Origin of the sequence: Burkholderia sp. BCC0506 (assembly GCF_902833145.1) — a bacterium.
Classification (GTDB): Bacteria; Pseudomonadota; Gammaproteobacteria; order Burkholderiales; family Burkholderiaceae; genus Burkholderia.
This window is the reverse complement of the sequence record NZ_CADFEN010000001.1, coordinates 68,656-89,722: the sequence shown is the minus strand read 5'-3', so window position 1 is coordinate 89,722 and position 21,067 is coordinate 68,656. Positions and strand designations below refer to the sequence as shown.

The following is a 21,067-nucleotide window of genomic DNA, read 5'->3' as shown; positions in this document are numbered from 1 at the left end:
AGCGGCTTACGCGGCCGCGGCGGAAAGCGCATGCGCGCGCAGTTGCGGCACCGCGCGCGCCACGGCGAGCGCGATGCGCTCGCGCAACGCCGGGCTGGCGATCTGGTACTGGTCGAAATCGCCCTCGGACGCGTACACGCCGATCGGCAGCGTGCGCGCCTGGAAGAAGCTGAACAGCGGGCGCAGCTGATGGTCGATCACGAGCGCATGCCGCTCGCTGCCGCCGGTGGCCGCGAGCAGCACGGGCACGTCGACCAGTGCGTCGTGGCGCACGAGGTCGAACAGGTGCTTGAAGAGGCCCGTGTACGACGCGCGATACACCGGGCTCGCGACGACGAGCGCATCGGCCGTCTCGATCGCGTGGATCAGCGCATCGAGATCGGGCGGCACCTGCGCGCGCGTCAGTGCGCCGGCCAGCCGGCTGCCGATCTCGCCGAGTTCGATCAGTCGCGTCTCGATCGGCAGCGCGGCGCCGAGCGCCGTGACGATCGCGTCGGTCAGCGCCAGCGTGCGCGACGGCCGCTGCAGGCTGCCCGATATCGCGACGACGTTGAGGGTGTGGCTCATGCAATGCGTTCCCGTGATGAAGCCGCGTGCAATGCGGCGATACCGGTTCGGATCAGCAAGGAGCGTGCCATCGGTGCGGATGCGTGACGCAAATGTCATCCGTATTCCGAAATGTTTCGACGTCGCCCGCCAGAAAAAGCGTTCGGCCAAATGCGCGGCCGTGGCAAGCGTTCCGGCGCGCGCGTCACATCGATATTCCGTCACGCGATGAATCCGGTGCAGCGGGTCTGCTGATGCGCTGCTGATCAGGCAGCAGCGCATCACGCGCAATAACGCCGAATACGGCGGTAAAACATCACGCCACCGCCGCGCTTCCGCACCGTTGCGGGTTCCGCAGCAATCGCGCATTAGTTATCAGAAATCGATGCTTTTCGCGCGCGGCGAAACGTTCAACACTCTGCTGACTACGCAGCAGCCGGACCGCGCCGCCCGCCCCGGCCCGCTTCGCCCGGCCATCCAACGGTTCATCGCCATGACTTCCATTTCCGCCTCGCCGCGCCCGCTCAATCTTCGTGTCGTTACCGCGTCCGGCGACCCGGCCGGGGTTCGGGCCGCGGCGCCCGTGCTCACGCTGCCCGACCGTTACGGGCAGGCCCGCGCGCAGGCGCAGGTGTTCGCCGATCCGCGCTCGCTCGCGCTGCTCGAACAGGTTCGCCGCGTCGCGCCGAGCGACGCGAACGTGCTGATCGTCGGCGAGACGGGCACCGGCAAGGAACTGATCGCGCGCCACGTGCACGCGCTCGGCGCCCGTCGCGACGGGCCGTTCGTCGCGGTGAACTGCGGCGCATTCTCCGAAACGCTCGTCGACAGCGAACTGTTCGGCCACGAGAAAGGTGCGTTTACCGGCGCGTTCAACGCGAAACCCGGCTGGTTCGAAGCCGCGCACGGCGGCACGCTGTTTCTCGACGAAATCGGCGACCTGCCGTTCGCGATGCAGGTCAAGCTGCTGCGCGTGCTGCAGGAGCGCGAGGTCGTGCGGCTCGGCTCGCGCACGGGGATTCCGGTCGACGTGCGGGTGGTCGCGGCGACCAACGTCGACTTGCAGCAGGCGGTCGCGGCCGGGCGGTTTCGCGGCGACCTGTTCTACCGGCTCAACGTCGTGCAGCTCGCAGTGCCGCCGTTGCGCGAGCGCCCGGGCGACATCCTGCCGCTCGCGCGGCACTTCTTCGACATCTATCGCGACCGGCTCGGCGGCGGGGCGCAGCGCATCGATCCGCGCGCCGAGCGACGGCTGCAGGCACACGACTGGCCCGGCAATATCCGCGAACTGGAGAACGTGATTCATCACGCGCTGCTCGTGAGCCGTCACGACACGCTGCTGGATACCGACCTGCACATCGCGCCGCCGTGTCTGCCGACCGTGGCTGCGCCCGCAGCCGATTCGCCCGCCGACGCACAGGCGGCGCTCGAGCACGCGCTGCGCGACCTGTTCGACGACGGGCACGGCAACCTGTTCGAACACATCGAGGACACCGTGATGCGCGTCGCGTTCGAATTCAGCCATCGCAACCAGATCCGGGCCGCGCAGTTGCTCGGCATCAGCCGCAACGTGCTGCGTGCCAGGCTGATTCGCGCGAAGGCGATCGCCGCGCTGAAATAGCGGCATCCGGCGCGCGCGGCCGCTCCGCCCCGGCGCGATGGCGCGATGATGCCATCGCGCCGCGATCCGTGCCGCAACGTCCGAACCTGATGTATCGTGGCGCGAAGCGTCCGCTTCGTTGCCCGCCCCGCACCCGGTCGTCGGTCATGCGATCGGCTGCGACAGGCAACGGCTCACGCACGATCCTCCGCAACACGAAAGCCGTCCGGCGCCCGTGCGCGCCTGGCCGAGCCCTGTTCACCCGTCCGGAACCCGTCGCCATGAAAAAGCTTGTGAACCGCCCGTCCGACGTCGTGCGAGAAATGCTCGAAGGCATCGCGCGGCAATCGCCGCATCTCGCGATCCTCGGCGACGAGCACGTGCTCGTCCGCCAGCCGCTACCCGAGCCGTCGCAACGGCCGGTCGCGGTCCTGTCCGGCGGCGGCAGCGGCCACGAGCCCGCGCACGGCGGCTATGTCGGCGAAGGGATGCTGAGCGCGGCCGTGTGCGGCGAAGTGTTCACGTCGCCGTCGACCGACGCCGTGCTCGCCGCGATCCGCGCGAGCGCCGGCCCGAACGGCGCGCTGCTGATCGTGAAGAACTACACCGGCGACCGGCTCAATTTCGGGCTCGCCGCCGAGCTGGCGCGCGCCGAAGGCATTCCGGTCGAGACCGTCATCGTCGCCGACGACGTGTCGCTGCGCGGCCGCGTCGAGCGCGCCCAGCGGCGCGGGATCGCCGGCACCGTGCTGATCCACAAGCTCGCGGGCGCGGCCGCCGCGCGCGGGCTGCCGCTGGCCCGCGTCGCGGCGATCGCGCGCGACGCGGCGGCCGAACTCGGCACGATGGGCGTTGCGCTCGACGGCTGCACGATCCCGGGCGCCGACCAATCGGGCTTCAGCCTCGCCGATCACGAGATCGAGCTGGGCCTCGGCATCCACGGCGAGAAAGGCGTCGAGCGGCGCGCGCCGCTGCCGGCCGACGCGCTGGCCGACACGCTGCTGTCGAGCATCGTCGCCGATCTCGTGCTCGACCGCGACGAACGCGTCGCGCTGTTCGTCAACGGCCTCGGCGCGACGCCTGACATGGAACTCGCGATCGTGCTGCGCGCCGCGTTCGACAACCTGAGCCGGCGCGGCATCGTCGTCGCGCGCGCGTGGGCCGGCACGTTCCTGTCCGCGCTGAACATGCCGGGCTGCTCGATCTCGGTGCTGCGGCTGAACGACGAGCGCGCGGCGCTGCTCGACGCGCCGACGCAGGCGCGTGCGTGGCCGGGCGGCGGCGTCGTGAACACGCGGATTCGCGTGGCCTCGGCCGCGTCGCAAGATGCGCCGCTGCCGCCGCTCGATGCGGCCGGCCGCGCATGGGCCGCGCGCCTGCAACCGGCGCTGCACGCGGTGGCGCACACGCTGATCGACCACGAACAGACGCTGACGGATCTCGACGCGGCAGCCGGCGACGGCGATCTCGGCGCGAGCATGCGGCGCGCCGCGCAGGCGATTCTCGAACTACCCGACACCGCGTACGGCACGCCGTCCGGTGCGCTCGCGGCGCTCGGCGCCGCGTTGCGCCGCGCGATCGCCGGCAGCTCCGGGCCGTTCTACGCGACCGCGCTGCTGCGCGCGTCGCGCCGGCTCGCCGATAGCACCGAGCCGTCGCCGCGCGACTGGGCCGCGGCGTTCCGCGCGGCGGTGGATGCGATCAGCGAACTCGGCGGCGCGCACGCCGGCGACCGGACGATGCTCGATGCGCTGGTGCCGGCCGTCGACGCATTCAGCCGCGCGCTCGACGGCGATCGCGATCCCGCGAGTGCCTGGGCGGCGGCCGTCGAAGCGGCCGAGCGAGGCGCGCAGGAAACGGCGCGCATGACGCCGCGCGCGGGACGCGCCAGCTATCTCGGCGAGCGCGCGATCGGCACGCCGGACGGCGGCGCGGTGGCCGTGTCGTACTGGTTGCGGGCGTTGCTGCCGCACGTGCGGTAACGGCCGGGCGCGGCCGCGCTCAGACGCCCTCGACCAGCACCGCGCGATAGCGCGCGCCCTTGAACCGGTGCTGGACGACCGCCTGGTATTCGGGGCCGCGATACCACGCGTGCGCGGCCTCCTTCGACGGGAACTCGACGATCACGACGCCTTCCGGGCCTTCGCCCTCGAGGATTTCCTGCGGCCCGTAGGCGGCGAGCACCTTCACCGGATGGCCGGCGAGGGTCGCACCGACCTGGCTCGCGTAGAGGTCGAGCTCATGCTGGTCCTGCGTGCTTTCTCGTGTAAAGACGATGTAAGTCGCCACGATATGCGCTCCTGGTGAAGGGTGAAAAAAGGGACGCCACGCGCTGCACGGTCCGATGAATCGCGCATGGCAGCGCGCAGCTTACCGCCGTTTGCCGGCCGGCGCCGCGGCGCGGGAAAACCCCGATCTCCACATCGTCCTATGACATCGGGCAGCGCTAATTGGCGGGATTACTTTGATCCTCGTCGGCGCCCGCCCGGGCGCATGCTGATAGCGAGGATCCCTCATGCGATACGTGCCATCGTGGACTTCCGTTTCCGCCGCGTCGTCGATTCCCGACGACGCGACCACCCTACGCGGCGACGAGCCGCACAGCCTGCCGCGGGTCGCGATCGCGGCCGCCGCCCTCGGCAATGCGACCGAATGGTTCGATTACGGCATTTACGCGTACGGCCTCGCGTATATTTCCGCCGCGCTGTTTCCCGGCAACACCGCCAGCGCGACGCTGTTCGCCCTCGGCACGTTCGCGATTTCATTCCTGATCCGCCCGCTCGGCGGCCTGTTCTGGGGGCCGCTCGGCGACCGGCTCGGCCGCAAGCGCGTGCTCGCGCTGACGGTCCTGACGATGTCGGGCGCGACGCTGCTCGTCGGCGTGCTGCCGAGCTATGCGACGGCCGGCTGGCTCGCGCCGGCCGCGCTGATCGTGCTGCGCATGGTGCAGGGCTTCTCGACCGGCGGCGAATACGGCGGCGCCGCCACCTTCATCGCCGAATACGCGCCCGATGCGCGGCGCGGCCTGTGCGGCAGCTTCCTCGAATTCGCGACGCTCGCCGGCTTCTCGCTCGGCGCGTTCCTGATGCTCGGCTTCGCGCTGCTGCTCGGCGATTCGGCGATGCATGCGTGGGGCTGGCGTCTGCCGTTCCTGGTCGCGGCACCGCTCGGCCTGATCGGCTTCTACCTGCGCTCGCGCCTCGAGGAAACACCGGTGTTCCGCGAGCTGGAGGAACAGGCGCACCGTCGCGAACAAGCCGCGCCCACCGCGCTGCCGATCGGTCAGTTGCTGGTTCGCTATGCGAAGCCGCTGCTGCTGCTCGGCGGGCTCGTCGTCGCGCTGAACGTCGTCAACTACGTGCTGCTTGCATACATGCCGACCTACATGCACAAGGAGCTCGGCGTCAGCGAGAACATGTCGTTGCTGATTCCGCTGATCGGCATGCTCGCGATGATGGTGCTGCTGCCGTTCGCCGGCTGGCTGTCGGATCGCGTGGGCCGCAAGACGATGTGGTGGATCTCGCTCGTCGGGCTGTTCGTCGCGGCCGTGCCGATGTTCACGCTGATGACGCACGGCCCGCTCGGCGCGTTCATCGGCTTCGCGGTGCTCGGCGTGCTCTACGTGCCGCAGCTCGCCACCATTTCCGCGATGTTTCCGGCGATGTTCCCGACTCACGTCCGCTATGCGGGCATGGCGATCGCGTACAACGTGTCGACGTCGCTGTTCGGCGGTACCGCGCCGATCGTCAACGACTGGCTGATCGGCAAGACCGGCAACGCGCTGATTCCCGCGTATTACATGATGGCTGCGTGCGCGGTCGGGCTGATCGCGCTGCTGGCGGTGATCGAGACGCGGGGGTGTTCGTTGCGCGGGGAGACGCTTCCCGGTCAGCCGGGTTGACCCGCACGCCGGCAACGCCCGGCTTCCCATAAACGGCATCCATTGCATCGCCCGCCGTCCGGCAACGGACGGCGGGCGATGTGCATTGCGGGCAATGGGTGTGCGCGATCGTCGCACGCGCACTGGCATCGCCGCCGGACAAGCCCCTATCCTGCGATGAAGCGCGGGCCTATACGCCAGTTGGCGGCGCGTGTCGAAGAATGAGCATGGGGCGCGGAAGTGGATCCTTCGCAACCTAGAGTCGGAAACATGGACCGAATGGCGGTGTCCGGCCATGAACCGCCCTTCGACTGACTGCTGCGCCTGGATTGTCGGCAATGAATCAGAATCGATGAAAAAAGTCAGTTCGATAGTGGTGCGATCAGACCTTCACGACCTTCGACGCTGTCACGGTCACTTCGACCAACCACCCTGGTTCGACAAGCCCCACTACCTGTGCACGAGTTCGGGTGGGCAGATGAGGTTGTGCTGCCGAGCCGAAATACTCGGCGTAGACGTTTGAAAAACTGCCGTAGTCTGGCACACCATTTTTTTCGGGCTCGGCAACGAAGAGAGCCTGCACGGTAATCACGTCACCTAACGTATACCCTTTACCTTCGAGGATTCGCTGAATCTGATCCAACACGCTTTTGGTTTGCGTTTTCAAATCGCCGAAATAGCTTACCGTGTGCGGATCGGCGTCGAGATTCGTCGGCAGCGCGCCTACCCCACTCAACGTGATAGTTTTAGCGTTCGCGGGGACCTCAATTGCTTCCGAAAATTCTCGTGCCCACGATGCTTCGAGGTGCGCGGGGGTACGGTGTCGCACAATGGCGTTGCTCATTAGGTACTCCAATGTGATGCCGATTGACATGATGCCGTCAGTCGCGTGCACCAACCACGCGTGACGAGCTCGCTCATCGATCAATCGGGATATCGATGAGTGTCGACTCGTGATGGTACTTAGGTCGTGGTGATCGGGAAAATGAATTAATTCGATAAAATCGTTCGATACTATCGATCGATAGTGTTACGCAGATCAATGGTCCAGCGAGAGACATATGGAACTTCGCCACCTTCGTTATTTCCTGGCTATTGTTGAGTTCAACAACCTTTCACGGGCAGCTGAAAAGATGTGCGTTGCGCAATCCACGCTGTCGCACGCCCTTCGTCAGCTCGAAGAGGAACTGGACATCGTGTTGTTCGACAGAGTTGGGCGAACTATTCGGCTTACGCAAGCAGGCCGGGTTTTTCACGACTATGCGGCGCGCACGTGCAACGAAACGATGCGAGCCAAGCGCGCCATGCAGGAACTCAACGAGCTCGACGCAGGTACCTTTACTTTGGGCGCTATCCCGGTATTTCCGCTTTCATTTCTGCCTGGGGCAGTCTCGTCCTTCAATCAACGGTATCCGAAGGTTCGGATCGTGGTCCAGGATCTTCTTGCGGCGGAGCTTGAGGAAAAGCTGGCACTAGGTACACTCGATCTCGGTATTGCATTCCATCCGGCTTCACGGAACGACGTTGAATCCGAGTATCTTTTCACGGAGCGGCTCGTCTTGGCCGTCGGTCGGGACCACCCATTCGCACAAAAGCACCGGATTCAATGGAAAACGCTCGATTCGATTCCCCTTGCGCTCCTCGCGCCAAAGTTTTCGACGCGCATCCTAATTGAAGATGCGTTCAAGGCTGCCAAAGTACAACCGCGGGTAGTCGTAGAAATGGATACCACGGTGTCGCTTCTTGCGATTGCTGCGGAAGGCAAGCTTGCAACCATCGTTCCTGAGCGTGCCGGAGCAAACTTCGAATGCATCAACCTGATACCTATCACGCATCCGGAATTGTCCCGAAAGCTTGGCTTGCTATGGCCGAAGGGGACAGGACGGACTCGCGTCGCGATGACTTTCGCAGATATGCTCAAGGATGTGTCCACGAATGTGCAACATGGTCAGAAAACGTGATCCGTGGTCAACTCAATCCTGCTTGGTGGAATTCTCACACCGTGGACATGTAGCCACACGGGGGCACTTACTCTGATTCTCAGAGCGCCTGCGCCGTGTTGACTGGCCGCTATCGGGAAAACCAAGTGGCCGGTTCGGGTCGGTAGCGGCCAACGGCGCTACCCGCGCCCAGAAGCAGTCCCCACGCTCAAACCGGACGAGCACCGCCTCTGGCAGGCAAGCGGCTCGCCTTATCAAGGGAGCGATGCGGTTTTGTACATTCGCGTCGGGACAGGCTATGTCACGCCTGGCGCGCACCACGCGTACACGCGCAGAGTGATCGGCGACATCGTCATGTTCAAGAGCGACACATACGATGCCATTCTCCGACAGCATGTCAGTTGGAAGCAGTCCGACGACCCGTACAGCTATCCGTCGATCGAATCGCTGGAAAGCGATCTTCAACATGCCATCGACGGCCTCAACGACGGTCTGATGGCACAGGTTGATCCGTTCAACAAGTTGTTCGACTCGCTTCAGCACTAAGGAACATCGAAGCGTTCGCACAAAGAGAAGATATCCGGCAATGGCATTCACGGATGACGATGCAGAGAGATGCGATCTGGATGACCTGCGGAAGCCAGTAGTGAAGAAACACATCCACCGACTCGCTTCTTTTGCTCGTTGATAGCCAGGCGGTCACCCAAACTCGCGAACAACTCAAAAAAATGCGCCGCCGCACTTGCATGCGACGGCGTCACCTCACGCACCGAAGCGCGCCTCAGGACCGCTTAAAACTCACGCGACAACCGAAATATTCCGCTCCGCGACCTCGTCCACCGCGTCCTTCACGATCCCGACGATCTCGTCGGCTTCCGCACGCGTCATCACGAGCGGCGGCGCGAAACCGAGAATGTCGCCATGCGGCATCGCCCGCGCGATCACGCCGCGCTGCAACGCGGCCGCCGACACCTGCGCGCCGATCTTCAGCGCCGGATCGAACGGCGTGCGCGCGTCCTTGTCGGCCATGAACTCGAGCGCGGCCAGCATGCCCACGCTGCGCACCTCGCCGACGAGCGGATGCGCGCCGAACGCGTCGCGCAGCTTCGCGCCGAAATACGCGCCCACTTCCGCCGCGTTGCCGACCAGATCCTCGCGCTCGACGATCGCGAGATTCGCGAGCGCCGCGGCCGCGCACACCGGATGGCCCGAATACGTCCAGCCGTGCCCCATCGGCCCGTGCTCCTGCGAGCCGCGCGCGATCACGTCCCACACCTTCTCGCCGACGATCACGCCCGACAGCGGCGCATACGCGCTCGTCAGCCCCTTCGCGACGGTAATCAGGTCGGGCTCGATCCCGAAGTGCTGCGCGCCCATCTTCGAGCCGAGACGCCCGAACCCGCACACGACTTCATCGGAGATCAGCAGGATGTCGTGCTTGCGCAGCACGGCCTGGATCGCAGGCCAGTAGCCGGCCGGCGGCTCGATGATGCCGCCCGTGCCCATCACCGGCTCCGCGATGAACGCGGCGATCGTGTCCGCGCCCTCGCGCGCGATCAGCTTCTCGAGTTCGTCGACGCAGTACGCGACGAACTGCGCTTCGTTCATGCCGGCCGGCGCCTTGCGATACCAGTGCGGACACACCGTATGCTTCACGCGGTCGATCGGCAGATCGAAATGCTGGTGGAAGCTCGGCAGGCCCGTGAGGCTGCCCGTCACGATGCCCGAGCCGTGATAGCCGCGCTCGCGCGAGACGATCTTCTTCTTGTTCGGGCGGCCGAGCACGTTGTTGTAGTACCAGACGATCTTCACCTGCGTCTCGTTCGCGTCGGAACCCGACATTCCGTAGTAGACCTTCTTCATCCCGGCCGGCGCCCAGTCGATGATGCGCGACGACAGCTCGATGATCGCGTCCGATGCGTGGCCGACATACGTGTGGTAGTACGCGAGCTGCTTCGCCTGCTCGTACATCGCGTCGGCCACTTCGGTGCGGCCGTAGCCGATGTTCACGCAGTAGAGGCCGGCAAACGCGTCGATATAGCGCTTGCCCTGGTGATCCTCGATGCGGATGCCTTCGCCGCCGCGCACGATCTTGCCCGGCAGCGCGCCGGTCTCGTGGTCGTACGCGTGCGTCGACGGATGCATGAAGTGGGCGCGGTCCTCGCGCAGCAGTGCGTCGATCGATTTTTGCATGATGTGCTCCTTTGAATGGGTCAGGCCGTCGCCGCAACAGGCAGGCCGAGGTTGCCGAGGCAGAAGTACTTGGTTTCGGTGAACGGCTCGAAGCCTTCGGCGCCGCCTTCGCGCCCGAGGCCCGACGCCTTCATCCCGCCGAACGGGATCGGCGCGCCGGTGAATTTCACGCCATTGACCGACACCATCGCGAAGTCGAGCCGCCGCACGAGCTGGAAGATCGTGTCGATGCGCGTCGCGCACACGTAGGCGGCAAGGCCGTGCTCGGTGTCGTTCGCCTGTTCGACCGCTTCGTCGAGCGTGTCGAACGCGCCGACGGCCGAGATCGGCGCAAAGTTCTCCTCGTCGACCACGCGCATGCCGGGTGCGGCATCCGCGATCACGGTCGGTTCGTAGAACCAGCCGCCGAGCGCATGCGGCCGGCCGCCCGCGACGATGCGCGCGCCGCGTGCCCGCGCATCCTCGACGCGCGCCACGGTCGCGTCGAACGCGGCCTGGTGCATCAGCGGGCCGACGTCGACGCCCTGCTCGAACGCGGGCCCCGTCTTCAGCGCACGCACCGCGTTCGCATACCGTTCGACGAACGCGTCGTACAGCGGGCGCGCGACGAGGATCCGGTTCGCCGCGCAGCAGTCCTGGCCCGAGGTCTGGAACTTCGCGCCGACGGCAATCCGCACCGCCTGGTCGAGATCCGCATCCTCGGTCACGATGAACGGCGCATTGCCGCCCAGTTCGAGCGCAATCTTGCGGATGCCGGCCTTCGCGGCGGTTTCGGTCACGAGCCGGCCGACGCGCGTCGACCCGGTAAAGCTCACCGCACGCACGCGCGCATCGCCGACCAGCGTTTCCATCGCCATCTGCGGCTCGCCGAGCACCACGTTGAACACGCCGGCCGGAAAGCCGGCCTCGTCGGCGAGCTGCGCGAGCGCGAGCGCCGAGAACGGCGTCTCGTGCGCGGGCTTCACGACCACGGCGCAGCCGACCGCGATCGCGGCCGCAGCCTTGCGCGTGATCATCGCGGCCGGGAAATTCCACGGCGTGATCAGCGCTGCGACGCCGACCGGTTCCATCACGGTGCCGAGATGCGCGCCGTCGATGTGGGTCGGAATCGTGCGGCCCGCGACGCGCTTCGCCTCGTTCGCGAACCATTCGACGAAGCTCGCCGCATAGCGGATTTCGCCGCGCGCTTCGGCGAGCGGCTTGCCCTGCTCGAGCGACAGCAGCGCGGCGAGATCGTCGAGATGACGCAGGATCAGCGCATGCCAGCGCAGCAGCGCGGCACTGCGCACGGCCTGCGGCGTCCAGCGCCAGGTTGCGTACGCGCGCTGCGCGGCGTCGACGGCCGCGACGATCTGCGCGCGTTCGAGCATCGGCACGTGGCCGATCACGGCCTGGTCGGCGGGATTCACGACGGCGACCGTCGCGGCACTGTCGCTGTGGATCCAGCGACCGTCGACGTAGCAGGTCGACTTGAACAGAACGGGATGTCCGGGCAGCATGCTGCGTCTCCTCGTGGGTGGGCACGGACTTCATTGTGTCGCGCCGGCGCATGCGGAAATTTCGGTTTGCACGGCCGAAAATGCGGGCTTTTTCCGTATTGCCGCGCGCCGGCGCGAACTTCTACAGCCAGTCCGGCGCGCCGCCGGACGCGCACTTCACGACCTTCGTCACGATGTACGTGAAGTAGCGCTCGATACCGAGGTCTTCCATCAGCAACGCGTCGATGAAGCGCTGGTAATGGTCGATGTCGCGCGCGACCACGTGCAGCACGTAGTCGACGCCGCCGCCCGTCGCGTAGCACTGCGCGACCTCGGGCGCGGCAGCCACGCGATCCTCGAAGCGCCGCATGTCGGGCGCGGTGTGCCGCGACAGCGTCACCTCGACGACGATGCGGCTCGCGGAGAACGCGCCGATCCAGTCGACGTCCGCGCGATAGCCGCGGATCACGCCGCTTTCCTCGAGCTTGCGCACACGCTCCCACGCCGGCGAAATCGACAGGTTCACGGCTTCCGCGAGCTTCGACTTCGTGATGCGCCCGTCGCGCTCGAGCAGGCGCAGGATCGCGAGGTCGTATCGGTCGAGCTTGATCACGTCGCGCGCGCCCTCATACGGCCACCGGAATGTTGCGCTCGACGATGTCGGCCACCACCGCGATCGTGTCGCCGCTCTGCACGATGCCCGGAAAATGCCGCGCCGCGAGCAGCCCGCGCCGCCGCGCGACGTACTCGACCGGCGTGACGCCCGTGCGGTCGATGTCGTGCACGCGTGCGAGCACGTCGCCGGCCTCGACCTCGGTGCCCAGATCGCGGCACATCTCGAGGAGCCCACGATACTCGCTCGTCGTGAAGCACGAGCCGTCCGGCATGTCGAGCAGCGTCGTCGTGCGCGGCGCGTTGCCGTCGATGACGTCCCTGGCGATCACGCCCGCATGCGCCAGAAACCCGTACACGCCGCGCTCGGCGATCGCGACGCTCGCCGCCGTGGACGTGCCGCCGCCGCCCAGCTCGGTCGACACGAACACCTTGCCGGCTTCCTCGGCCGCGCTGTCGTAGAGGCCGACGCTGTCGAGTTCCAGCATGCGCATCGAGTACGGCGCGCCGAACGCGCGCATCGCGCGCGCGCAGCGCGCTTCCTGGTCGCGATCCGCCAGCACGTGAATCGCCGCGAACGGCACGAAGTCGAGCGTGCGGCCGCCCGCATGGATGTCGAGCACGTGCGTCGCGAGCGGCAGCAGGTGGCGCTGGAAGTAATCGGCGATCTTCTCGGTCACCGTGCCGTCCGGCCGGCCCGGGAAGCTGCGATTCAGGTTGCCTGCGTCGATCGGCGACGTGCGGCACCCGGCGCGAAACGCCGGGTAGTTCATGAACGGCACGACGATCACGCGGCCGGTCACGTCGGCCGCCTTCAGCGAACCGGCGAGCTTCGACAGCGCGACCGGCCCTTCGTATTCGTCGCCGTGATTGCCGCCGGTCAGCAACACCGTCGGCCCGTCGCCGCGCTTCACGACGGTCACCGGAATCATGATCGCGCCCCACGCGGAATCGTCGCGCGAGTAAGGCAGCTTCAGGAAGCCGTGCTGTTCGCCGTCCGCGTCGAAATCGACGGTCGGCGTAATCGGGGAAGCACGCATCGCCCTACTCCTTCACGAACAGCTTGCGCGGCACGTTGCAGAACGTCTCGACGCCGGTCTCGGTGATCAGGATGCTTTCCGTGATCTCCAGCCCCCAGTCGTCGAGCCACAGCCCGGGCATGAAATGGAACGTCATGCCGGGTTCGAGCACCGTGCGGTCGCCCGGGCGCAGGCTCATCGTGCGCTCGCCCCAGTCGGGCGGATAGCTCGCGCCGATCGGGTAGCCGCAGCGGCTGTCCTTCTCGATGCCCGCGCGGCGCAGCACCGCGAAGAACGCGTTCGCGATGTCCTCGCACACGTTGCCCGGCTTCGCGGCCGCGAGCCCGGCCTCGATCCCCTCGACCACCGCGCGTTCGCCTTCGATGAAGTGCGCGGGCGGCTTGCCGAGATAGACGGTGCGCGACAGCGGGCAGTGATAGCGGCGGTAGCAGCCGGCGATCTCGAAGAAGGTGCCGGCGCCGCGCGAGAACGTCGAGTCGTCCCAGGTCAGGTGCGGCGCCGCGGCATCCGCGCCGGTCGGCAGCAGCGGCACGATCGCCGGATAGTCGCCGCCGATGCCGTGCGCGCCGCCGATGCCGGTCGCATAGATCTGCGCGACCAGGTCGCTTTTCTTCATGCCCGGCTCGATCGTCTCGACGATATGCGCATGCATGCGCTCGACGATGCGTGCGGCCACGCGCATGTACTCGATCTCGCGCGGCGACTTCACCGCGCGCTGCCAGTTGACGAGCGCGGTCGCATCGACCCAGCGCGCGGCCGGCAGATGCTTGCGCAGCGACGCGTACGCCGCCGCGCTGAAGTAGTAGTTGTCGAGCTCGACGCCGATGCGCAGCGTGCTCCAGCCGCGCGCCGCGATCACCTCGGTCGACAGGTAGTCCATCGGGTGGCATTCGGTCGATTGCACGTAATGATCGGGATAGCCGACGATGTTCTCGTGCGCGATGAACGCGGTGCGCTTCGCGCCGTTCGCATCCTGACCGCGGCCGAACCACACGGGTTCGCCGTCCAGCGCGAGCAGCACGCACTGGTGCACGTAGAACGACCAGCCGTCATAGCCGGTCAGCCAGCCCATGTTGGTCGGGTCGGTGACGATCAGCAGGTCGATGCCGGCCCGCTCCATCGCCGCGCGCGTCTTCGCGATCCGCGCGGCGTATTCGCTGCGGTCGAACGCGAGACGCGGCGCGGCTTCGTTGGTTTCGATGACTGCGGCCATCTGTCTCCTCTCAAGTCGTGAGGTCGTTGTGAAAAATCGTGCCGACTTCGGCCGCGCGGGCGCGTTGCAGCGCGAGCACGGCGATCGCGGTGTCCTGCGCGCCGGTACCGGTCAGGTCGCAGATCGTGATGTCGTCGCGGTGCGTGCGGCCCTCGCGCCGGCCGGCGATCACTTCGCCGAGTTCGGGAAACACCGCATCGGCTGTCACGGCGCCGGCCGCAATTGCATGCGCGAGTTCGCCGGCCACGCGGGTCTGCTGAAGCCGGTCGCAGAAATAGCGTGCCGCGCCGAACACCGACGGCGCGAGTTCGGTCTTGTAATCGGCGTCCGAACCCATCGCGGTCACGTGCAGCCCCGGGTGCAAGTCTTCCGCGTGTACGAGCGGCTCGCGGCTCGGCGTCGTCGTCACCGCGATATCCGCGTCGGCGAGCGCCGCGTGCACCGAGCGCGCGACCGTCGCATCGATGCCGTGCGCGGCGCGCACGTCGGCCGCGAATCGCGCGGCCTTTGCGGTATCGCGCGCCCACACCGTCACATGGGTGATGTCGCGCACGAGCGTCAGCGCGGCGAGCTGCAGCCGTGCCTGCTCGCCCGCGCCGACGATCGCCGCGCGGTGCGCATCGGCGCGCGCGAGCCGGCGTGCGGCCACGGCGCCGGCCGCCGCGGTGCGCACGGCCGTCAGGTAGCCGTTGTCGAGCAGCACGGCCTCGGTCAGGCCGGTATGCGTGGACAGCACGAGCATCAGCCCGTTCAGGCTCGGCAGCCCGAGCGACGGGTTGTCGAAGAAGCCGGGGCTCACCTTGATCGCGAAGCTGTCGAAGCGCGGCAGGTACGCTGTCTTCACGTCCACTTCGGCGTGGCGTTGCGGCAGCGCGAGATTCAGGATCGGCGGCATCACGACGGCGTCGGTCGCGAGCGACGCGAACGCGGCCTCGACCTGGTCGATCGCGGCGTGATCGAGCGGCACCAGCGCACGCAGTTGCGCGTGGCCGAGCAATGTGACGGCATGCGCCATGTCAGTTCTCCGAAACGAGCCGGCGATGCGCGGCCATGTCGATGTTCGCGCCGCTCACGACGACCACGATCGGGCCGCTGCGATCGCGACGCACGATCCGCTCGTCCAGCAACGCGGCAAGGCCGACCGCGCCGGCGCCTTCGACGACGAGCCGCTCTTCCCGATACGCATGCGCGATGCCGCGCGCGATCGACGGTTCGTCGAGCAGCACGACGTCGTCGGCCAGCGCGCGCGTCATCTCGAACGTGTAGCGGTTGCCGAGGCCGATGCCGCCGCCGAGCGAATCGGCCAGCGTCGGCTGCTCGGCGACGTCGACCGGGCGGCCGGCCGCGAGGCTCGCATGCATCGCGGCGCCGCGCGCCATCGATACGCCGATCGCCTCGATCGACGGCCGGATCGCCTTCGCGGCAAACGCGACGCCGCTGAACAGGCCGCCGCCCGACAGCGGCACGACGAGCGTCGCCGTATCGGGCAGCGCTTCGAGAATCTCGACGCCGATCGTCGCCTGGCCCGCGATGATGCGCGGATCGTCGAACGGCGGCACGTATGCGTAACCTTCGTCGCGCACCAGGCGCCGCGCTTCGGCCTGTGCGTCGTCTTGGCTGTCGCCCACGATCACCACGCGCGCGCCGAGCGCCGCGACCGCGTCGACCTTGTTGGCCGGCACGAGCGACGACATGCAGACGGCCGCGTCGATGCCGACCGCGCGTGCCGCGTGCGCGACCGCGCGGCCGTGATTGCCGGTCGACGCGGTGACCACGCGCGTCACGCGCTGCGCGGCAAGTTCAGCGAGTGCATTGGTCGCGCCGCGCAGCTTGAAGCTGCCGGTCGGCTGCAGCGTCTCGAGTTTCAGGTAGACGGGCGCGCCAACGCGCGCGGACAGCGCGGCCGATGCGACGAGCGGCGTACCGTCGGCGCGCCCGGCGAGACGGCGGCGCGCGCGGTAGACGTCGGACAACGACAGGAAGGACATGGAACGCGCGCCTCGCGACGAATGTGATGCGATCCAGTCTAATGTCCCAAATCGCGCTTTCGAATGTCCTGATACATTGCGCGCGAGGTCGCGGCCGCGCCGCCAGCTCAGTGGAAATCGTTCAGGTGCGGATACTGTTCGAACACGCCCGCGATCGTCTCGAGCGCCGCGTGGCACGCGGCGTCGGAAGTCTCCGCGCCGATGCATACGCGCACCGCGTTCGGCCGCTCCGTGCCGCCGACGAGAAACGGATCGGGCGACGTCACCGCGATCTTGCGCGTGCGCAATTCGCGCACGATCCGGTCGGCCTGCCAGTAGTCGGGCACGCGCAGCCATGCGGAGAGCGCGTTCGGATGTGCACCGAGCACGTACGGCCCCAGCGCGGCCCTCACCATTTCCTGGCGCACGGCGAGCCGCTCGCGCTGCAGTTCGACGAGCCGCCGCGCGGTGCCGTCGGCGATCCAGCGCGTCGCGATCTCCGCGATCGGCGACGTCGCCATCCAGCTGCTCACGCGCAGCACGCTCTCGACGCGCAACGCGAGCCGCCGCGGCATCGCGAGATAGCCGGTGCGCAACCCCGTCAGCACGGATTTCGTCATGCTCGTGCAGTAGAAGCCGAGCTCCGGGATCAGGCTGGCGATCGGCGTGCCCGTCTTCTCGGGCAGCGGGCCGTACACGTCGTCCTCGATCACGTACACGCCGTAGCGCGTCGCGATGCGCGCGATCGAGCGCCGCCGCGACTCGGTCATCAGCGACACGGTCGGGTTATTGAGGGTCGGCGTGCAGACGAGCGCGCTGATCCGCTCGCCGTCGCACATCTCCTCGAAATGTTCGGGGCGAATGCCGTGCTCGTCCATTTCGAGCCCCTTCAGCGTAAACCCGAGCACGTTCGCGGAGCCGATCACGCCGTGATCGGTCAGGCTCTCGCACAACACGGTATCGCCCGGCCCGACGATCGACGCGAGCGCGAGAAAGATCCCGTGCGCCGCGCCGTTCGTGACCAGCAGCGATTCGCGGTGCACCGGCATGTTCAGCGACGCGAGCCATGCGGCGCCCGCGTCGCGGTGTGCATCGAGGCCGGCGATCGGCCGGAACGAGCGGATCCACGGCTGATCGTCGGTGCCCGCCAGCGCCGCGCACACGCCGCGCCACGCGGCGTCGTGCTCCGGCGTGTGCACGATGCGGGCGATCGAGAAGTCGACCAGTTCGCGCTCGGTCGTATCGAGGATGTAGTTCGACATCGATTCGGTCACGCGCGCGGCCACGAAGCTGCCGCGCCCGACCTCGCAGCGGATCAGCCCCTGGCGCTCCAGCTCCTTGTACGCATTGGTGACGGTCTGCACGCTGACGCCGAGGCTCGACGCGACGTCGCGCTGCGGCGCGAGCCGTGCGCCCGGCGCGAGCGCGCCGTTTTCGATGTCGCTGGCGATCGCCTTCACGAGCCGCTTGTATTTCGACTCGATGCCGTGCACGGCGCCGATCGCGTCGCGCCAGCCTGCCGATACCTCGGTCCGTCCCATCTCGATCTCTCCGTCATGCCTTCCGCATGGTCGCTCAGAAAGACACCCCGAAAATATTGTCCTAGTGCAATCGCGCGCGAAAGCAGGACGTTGCGGGTCGAATCGGGCGATGCAATCGGCGTGCCCGGTCCGGATACGCGCCGCGGCACCTTGATGGTTCGGATGGATGCCGTTGGGCGCCTGTCCGTGCACGGCGCGCCGTGCGGGCTTCGGATTTGCCTGACGCATCCGATCGCGCTTCGTGTTGCCGGACGATTCTCGTCTGACGATTCAACATGGTCGCCGCACCGGACGGGTGCGGGTCGTGGCCGCCGGCCTTGCAGCTTGACCCCGGCCGATACGCCGCCTAAATTGCTTCAGACGGGCCGGCCGGGCCGCATGCAGCGTGTCATCCGGGTGACAAAAACGATAGTTTGCTATCGAATGTTTTTGCCCCTATCATCTCGCCCATGACCAATCTGCACGACCTCCGCCTCGCCGTCAGCAGCCGGCTCGTGCTCGCCGCGCGCAAGTGGCGCCGCACCAGCGACGGCGTGCTGACCGCGTACAACGTGTCCGAAGCCTGCGCGACGCCGCTCCTGATCGCCGGGCGCCTCGGCGAAGGCGTGCGGCAAGGCACGCTCGCCGAGCACGTCGGCATCGAGGGGCCGTCGCTCGTGCGCCTGCTCGACCAGCTGTGCGCGGCCGGCCTCGCCCGCCGCGACGAGGATCCGCACGATCGCCGCGCGAAGACGATCTCGCTGACGGCCGCCGGCCGCGCGGTCACCGCGCAGATGGAGGAGGATCTGCGCGCGCTGCGCGCACAGGTGCTCAAGGGCGTGTCGCGCGCCGATCTCGAAGCGACGCTGCGCGTGCTGAACGCGTTCAACGCAGCCGATCCGCACCCTCCGGCCGCGCACCCGTCCCACCCCGCCGATCCCGCGTCATGACCTATCCGAGCCTTCGCGACTGGCTGTTCTCGGGCAAGACGTTCGCCGCGTCGATGCTGGCGCTGTACCTCGGCCTGTATTTCCAGCTGCCGCGCCCGTACTGGGCGATGGCGAGCGTGTACATCGTGTCGAACCCGTTCGTCGGCGCGACGCGCTCGAAGGCGCTGTACCGCGCGCTCGGCACCGCGCTCGGCGCGGCCGCCGCGATCTTCTTCGTGCCGCCGTTCGTCGAGACGCCGCTCCTGTTCAGCATCATCGTCGCGACCTGGTGCGGCACGCTGCTGTACCTCGCGATCTCCGACCGCACCGCGCGCAGCTACGTCTTCATGCTCGCCGGCTATACGATGCCGCTGGTCGCGCTGCCGACCGTCACCGATCCGTCCACCGTGTTCGACGTCGCGATCGCGCGCACCGAGGAGATCGTGCTCGGCATCGTGTGCGCGAGCGTGGTCGGCAGCACCGTGTTCCCGAACCGGCTCGCGCCGACGCTGATCGAGCGCACCGACGCGTGGTTCAAGGACGCCGCGTTCTACGGCCGCGAAACGCTGTCCGGGCATCTGGCCGGCAAGGCGCTGTCCGCATGCCGGCAGCGGCTCGCCGCGACGATCACCGGCCTCGAGTTCCTGCTGAGCCAGTTGGGCTACGACCATGCGCATCCGCGTGTCCTCGCGCGCGCGCAGGCGCTCGCGGGCCGGATGCAGCTGTTCCTGCCGCTGATGTCGTCGCTCGCCGATCCGCTGATCGCGCTGATGCGCGACCTGCGCGTGCGCCCGCCCGCGCTCGACGCGCTGCTGGCCGACGCCGCGAAGTGGTTCGACGCGCCGCTGCCGGCCGTGAAGTCCGGCTCCGACGGCGACATGGCGCACGATCCGGTCGCGGACGACCTGCGCGCGCGCATCGCCGCGCTGCAGCCGCCCGACGGCGCACTGGCGAGCTGGGACGGCGCGCTGATGTCGAATGCACTGTGGCGGCTGCGCCAGGTCATCGACATCTGGCAGGACTGCCGCTCGCTGCGCGCGCTGATCGCGAACGAGTCGGGCGTGTGGCAGCCGCGCTACCGGCACTGGCGGCTCGGCGGCACCGAGCGCTTCTTCGATCGCGGGATGATGCTGTTCTCGACGCTGACCGTCGTGTTCGCGATCGTGTTCGCGTGCTGGCTGTGGATCTCGTCCGGCTGGCACGACGGCGCGGCCGCCGTCACGCTCGTGGCCGTGTCGTGCAGCTTCTTCGCCGCGCTCGACGAACCGGCGCCGCTGGTATTCAAGTTCTTCCTGTCGACCGCCGCGAGCGTCGTGTTCGCGGGCCTGTACCTGTTCGTCGTGCTGCCGCACGTGCACGATTTCGCGATGCTCGTGCTGATGTTCGCGGGCCCGTTCATCCTGATCGGCACGCTGCTGCCGCGCCCGCAGTTCAACATGGTGACGATGCTCGTCGCGGTGAACACGGCCACCTTCATCAGCATCCAGAGCGCGTACGAAGCCGATTTCTTCGTGTTCCTGAACAGCAACCTCGCGGGCGTCGCCGGGCTGCTGTTCGCGTACGTGTGGACGCGCGCGACGCGCCCGTTCGGCGCGGAACTCGCGGTGCGGCGCCTGCTGCGTTCGGGCTGGGAAGACGTCGCACGCTCCGCGTCGACGCAGCCGCTCGACGATCAGCGCAACCACGCGTCGCGGATGCTCGATCGCGTCACGCAACTGCTGCCGCGCCTGGGCGCATCCGACGACCACCGCCACCCGTCGATCGAAAGCTTCCGCGACCTGCGCATCGCGCTGAACGCGCTCGACCTGCGCCGCTCGCGACGCCGGCTGTCGGGCGACGTGCCCGACGCGATCGATCGCGTGCTGGCCGGCGTCACCGATCACTACACGCGCTGCGCGGCCGCGAACGCGCGCCAGCCCGTACCGCCCGCGCTGCTCGCGACGATCGACGACGCGCTGCAGCGCGTGGCCGGCCGCACCGCGCCGGCCGACGGTGCGGCCGCCCCCGCGGTGCCAGCCACGCACCGCCGGCTGCGCGACACGCTGCACGCGCTCGTCGGCCTGCGCCTGTCGCTGTATCCGGCCGCCGCCGCCCAAGCGCCGCAGGCGCCGGACGGAGCGCGCGCATGAGCCGGCTTTCCACCTTGTCC

General features: G+C 67.8%; 18 protein-coding genes. 7 read left to right on the top strand and 11 right to left on the bottom strand.

The genetic code is table 11. The annotated features are described in order from the left end of the window. Nucleotides 1-6 precede the first annotated feature (6 nt). Nucleotides 7-567 carry an FMN reductase gene (gene msuE / locus HWX62_RS00310; RefSeq protein ID WP_175931279.1) on the bottom strand — a complete coding sequence of 187 codons (561 nt, stop codon included), beginning with the start codon at nucleotides 565-567 and terminating at the stop codon, nucleotides 7-9. 472 nt (nucleotides 568-1,039) lie between these two features. Between msuE and HWX62_RS00305 the strand changes: the two genes are divergently transcribed. Continuing rightward, entirely contained in the window at nucleotides 1,040-2,167 is a 1,128-nt protein-coding gene (locus HWX62_RS00305; RefSeq protein ID WP_175931278.1) for a sigma 54-interacting transcriptional regulator, read from the top strand. A 260-nt stretch (nucleotides 2,168-2,427) separates the two neighbouring features. Beyond that, nucleotides 2,428-4,128 (top strand): dihydroxyacetone kinase subunit DhaL, encoded by a 1,701-nt coding sequence (gene dhaL / locus HWX62_RS00300; protein ID WP_175931277.1) that lies wholly within the window; start codon nucleotides 2,428-2,430, stop codon nucleotides 4,126-4,128. A gap of 19 nt (nucleotides 4,129-4,147) precedes the next feature. Here the strand turns inward: dhaL and HWX62_RS00295 are convergent, their stop codons facing one another. After that, nucleotides 4,148-4,435 carry a DUF1330 domain-containing protein gene (locus HWX62_RS00295; RefSeq protein WP_175931276.1) on the bottom strand — a complete coding sequence of 96 codons (288 nt, stop codon included), beginning with the start codon at nucleotides 4,433-4,435 and terminating at the stop codon, nucleotides 4,148-4,150. 226 nt (nucleotides 4,436-4,661) lie between these two features. On the opposite strand from HWX62_RS00295, the gene HWX62_RS00290 reads away from it, so the two are divergent. Continuing rightward, nucleotides 4,662-6,047, top strand: a complete 1,386-nt coding sequence (locus HWX62_RS00290; protein ID WP_175931275.1) for an MFS transporter — start codon at nucleotides 4,662-4,664, stop codon at nucleotides 6,045-6,047. A gap of 361 nt (nucleotides 6,048-6,408) precedes the next feature. Here HWX62_RS00290 and HWX62_RS00285 read toward each other — a convergent pair whose 3' ends face one another. Continuing rightward, entirely contained in the window at nucleotides 6,409-6,870 is a 462-nt protein-coding gene (locus tag HWX62_RS00285) for a Rid family hydrolase (RefSeq protein ID WP_034175317.1), read from the bottom strand. A gap of 217 nt (nucleotides 6,871-7,087) precedes the next feature. On the opposite strand from HWX62_RS00285, the gene HWX62_RS00280 reads away from it, so the two are divergent. Together HWX62_RS00280 and HWX62_RS00275 are read left to right on the top strand one after the other, a co-directional pair. Next, nucleotides 7,088-7,987: a LysR substrate-binding domain-containing protein gene (locus HWX62_RS00280; RefSeq protein WP_175931274.1), complete on the top strand. Its 900-nt coding sequence runs from the start codon at nucleotides 7,088-7,090 to the stop codon at nucleotides 7,985-7,987. A 252-nt stretch (nucleotides 7,988-8,239) separates the two neighbouring features. Then, entirely contained in the window at nucleotides 8,240-8,512 is a 273-nt protein-coding gene (locus HWX62_RS00275) for a hypothetical protein (RefSeq protein ID WP_244135905.1), read from the top strand. 252 nt (nucleotides 8,513-8,764) lie between these two features. Here the strand turns inward: HWX62_RS00275 and HWX62_RS00270 are convergent, their stop codons facing one another. The 8 genes from HWX62_RS00270 to HWX62_RS00235 all read right to left on the bottom strand — a co-directional run bounded on the left by HWX62_RS00270 (nucleotide 8,765) and on the right by HWX62_RS00235 (nucleotide 18,010). Then, a complete protein-coding gene (locus HWX62_RS00270; protein ID WP_175931273.1) occupies nucleotides 8,765-10,159 on the bottom strand; it encodes an aspartate aminotransferase family protein in 1,395 nt (464 codons plus the stop codon). A 20-nt stretch (nucleotides 10,160-10,179) separates the two neighbouring features. Then, nucleotides 10,180-11,658 (bottom strand): NAD-dependent succinate-semialdehyde dehydrogenase, encoded by a 1,479-nt coding sequence (locus tag HWX62_RS00265; protein ID WP_175931272.1) that lies wholly within the window; start codon nucleotides 11,656-11,658, stop codon nucleotides 10,180-10,182. 121 nt (nucleotides 11,659-11,779) lie between these two features. Continuing rightward, entirely contained in the window at nucleotides 11,780-12,250 is a 471-nt protein-coding gene (locus HWX62_RS00260) for an Lrp/AsnC family transcriptional regulator (RefSeq protein ID WP_175931271.1), read from the bottom strand. Nucleotides 12,251-12,263: 13 nt separating this feature from the next. Then, on the bottom strand, nucleotides 12,264-13,289 hold the full coding sequence (gene doeB, locus HWX62_RS00255) for a N(2)-acetyl-L-2,4-diaminobutanoate deacetylase DoeB (protein ID WP_175931270.1): 1,026 nt from the start codon (nucleotides 13,287-13,289) through the stop codon (nucleotides 12,264-12,266). A 4-nt stretch (nucleotides 13,290-13,293) separates the two neighbouring features. Then, complete coding sequence (gene doeA / locus HWX62_RS00250) at nucleotides 13,294-14,502, bottom strand: ectoine hydrolase DoeA (protein ID WP_175931269.1); 1,209 nt, start codon at nucleotides 14,500-14,502, stop codon at nucleotides 13,294-13,296. Nucleotides 14,503-14,512: 10 nt separating this feature from the next. Beyond that, on the bottom strand, nucleotides 14,513-15,517 hold the full coding sequence (locus HWX62_RS00245; RefSeq protein WP_175931268.1) for a cyclodeaminase: 1,005 nt from the start codon (nucleotides 15,515-15,517) through the stop codon (nucleotides 14,513-14,515). A gap of 1 nt (nucleotide 15,518) precedes the next feature. Continuing rightward, on the bottom strand, nucleotides 15,519-16,490 hold the full coding sequence (gene eutB / locus HWX62_RS00240) for a hydroxyectoine utilization dehydratase EutB (protein ID WP_175931267.1): 972 nt from the start codon (nucleotides 16,488-16,490) through the stop codon (nucleotides 15,519-15,521). 107 nt (nucleotides 16,491-16,597) lie between these two features. Then, nucleotides 16,598-18,010 carry a PLP-dependent aminotransferase family protein gene (locus HWX62_RS00235; RefSeq protein WP_175931266.1) on the bottom strand — a complete coding sequence of 471 codons (1,413 nt, stop codon included), beginning with the start codon at nucleotides 18,008-18,010 and terminating at the stop codon, nucleotides 16,598-16,600. A gap of 449 nt (nucleotides 18,011-18,459) precedes the next feature. Here HWX62_RS00235 and HWX62_RS00230 point away from each other — a divergent pair, with 449 nt between their 5' ends. Both HWX62_RS00230 and HWX62_RS00225 read left to right on the top strand, forming a co-directional pair. Continuing rightward, nucleotides 18,460-18,939: a MarR family transcriptional regulator gene (locus tag HWX62_RS00230; protein ID WP_175931265.1), complete on the top strand. Its 480-nt coding sequence runs from the start codon at nucleotides 18,460-18,462 to the stop codon at nucleotides 18,937-18,939. Next, nucleotides 18,936-21,047 carry an FUSC family protein gene (locus tag HWX62_RS00225; RefSeq protein ID WP_175931264.1) on the top strand — a complete coding sequence of 704 codons (2,112 nt, stop codon included), beginning with the start codon at nucleotides 18,936-18,938 and terminating at the stop codon, nucleotides 21,045-21,047. The genes HWX62_RS00230 and HWX62_RS00225 overlap by 4 nt, the downstream gene beginning before the upstream one ends. The last annotated feature ends 20 nt before the right edge of the window (nucleotides 21,048-21,067 follow it).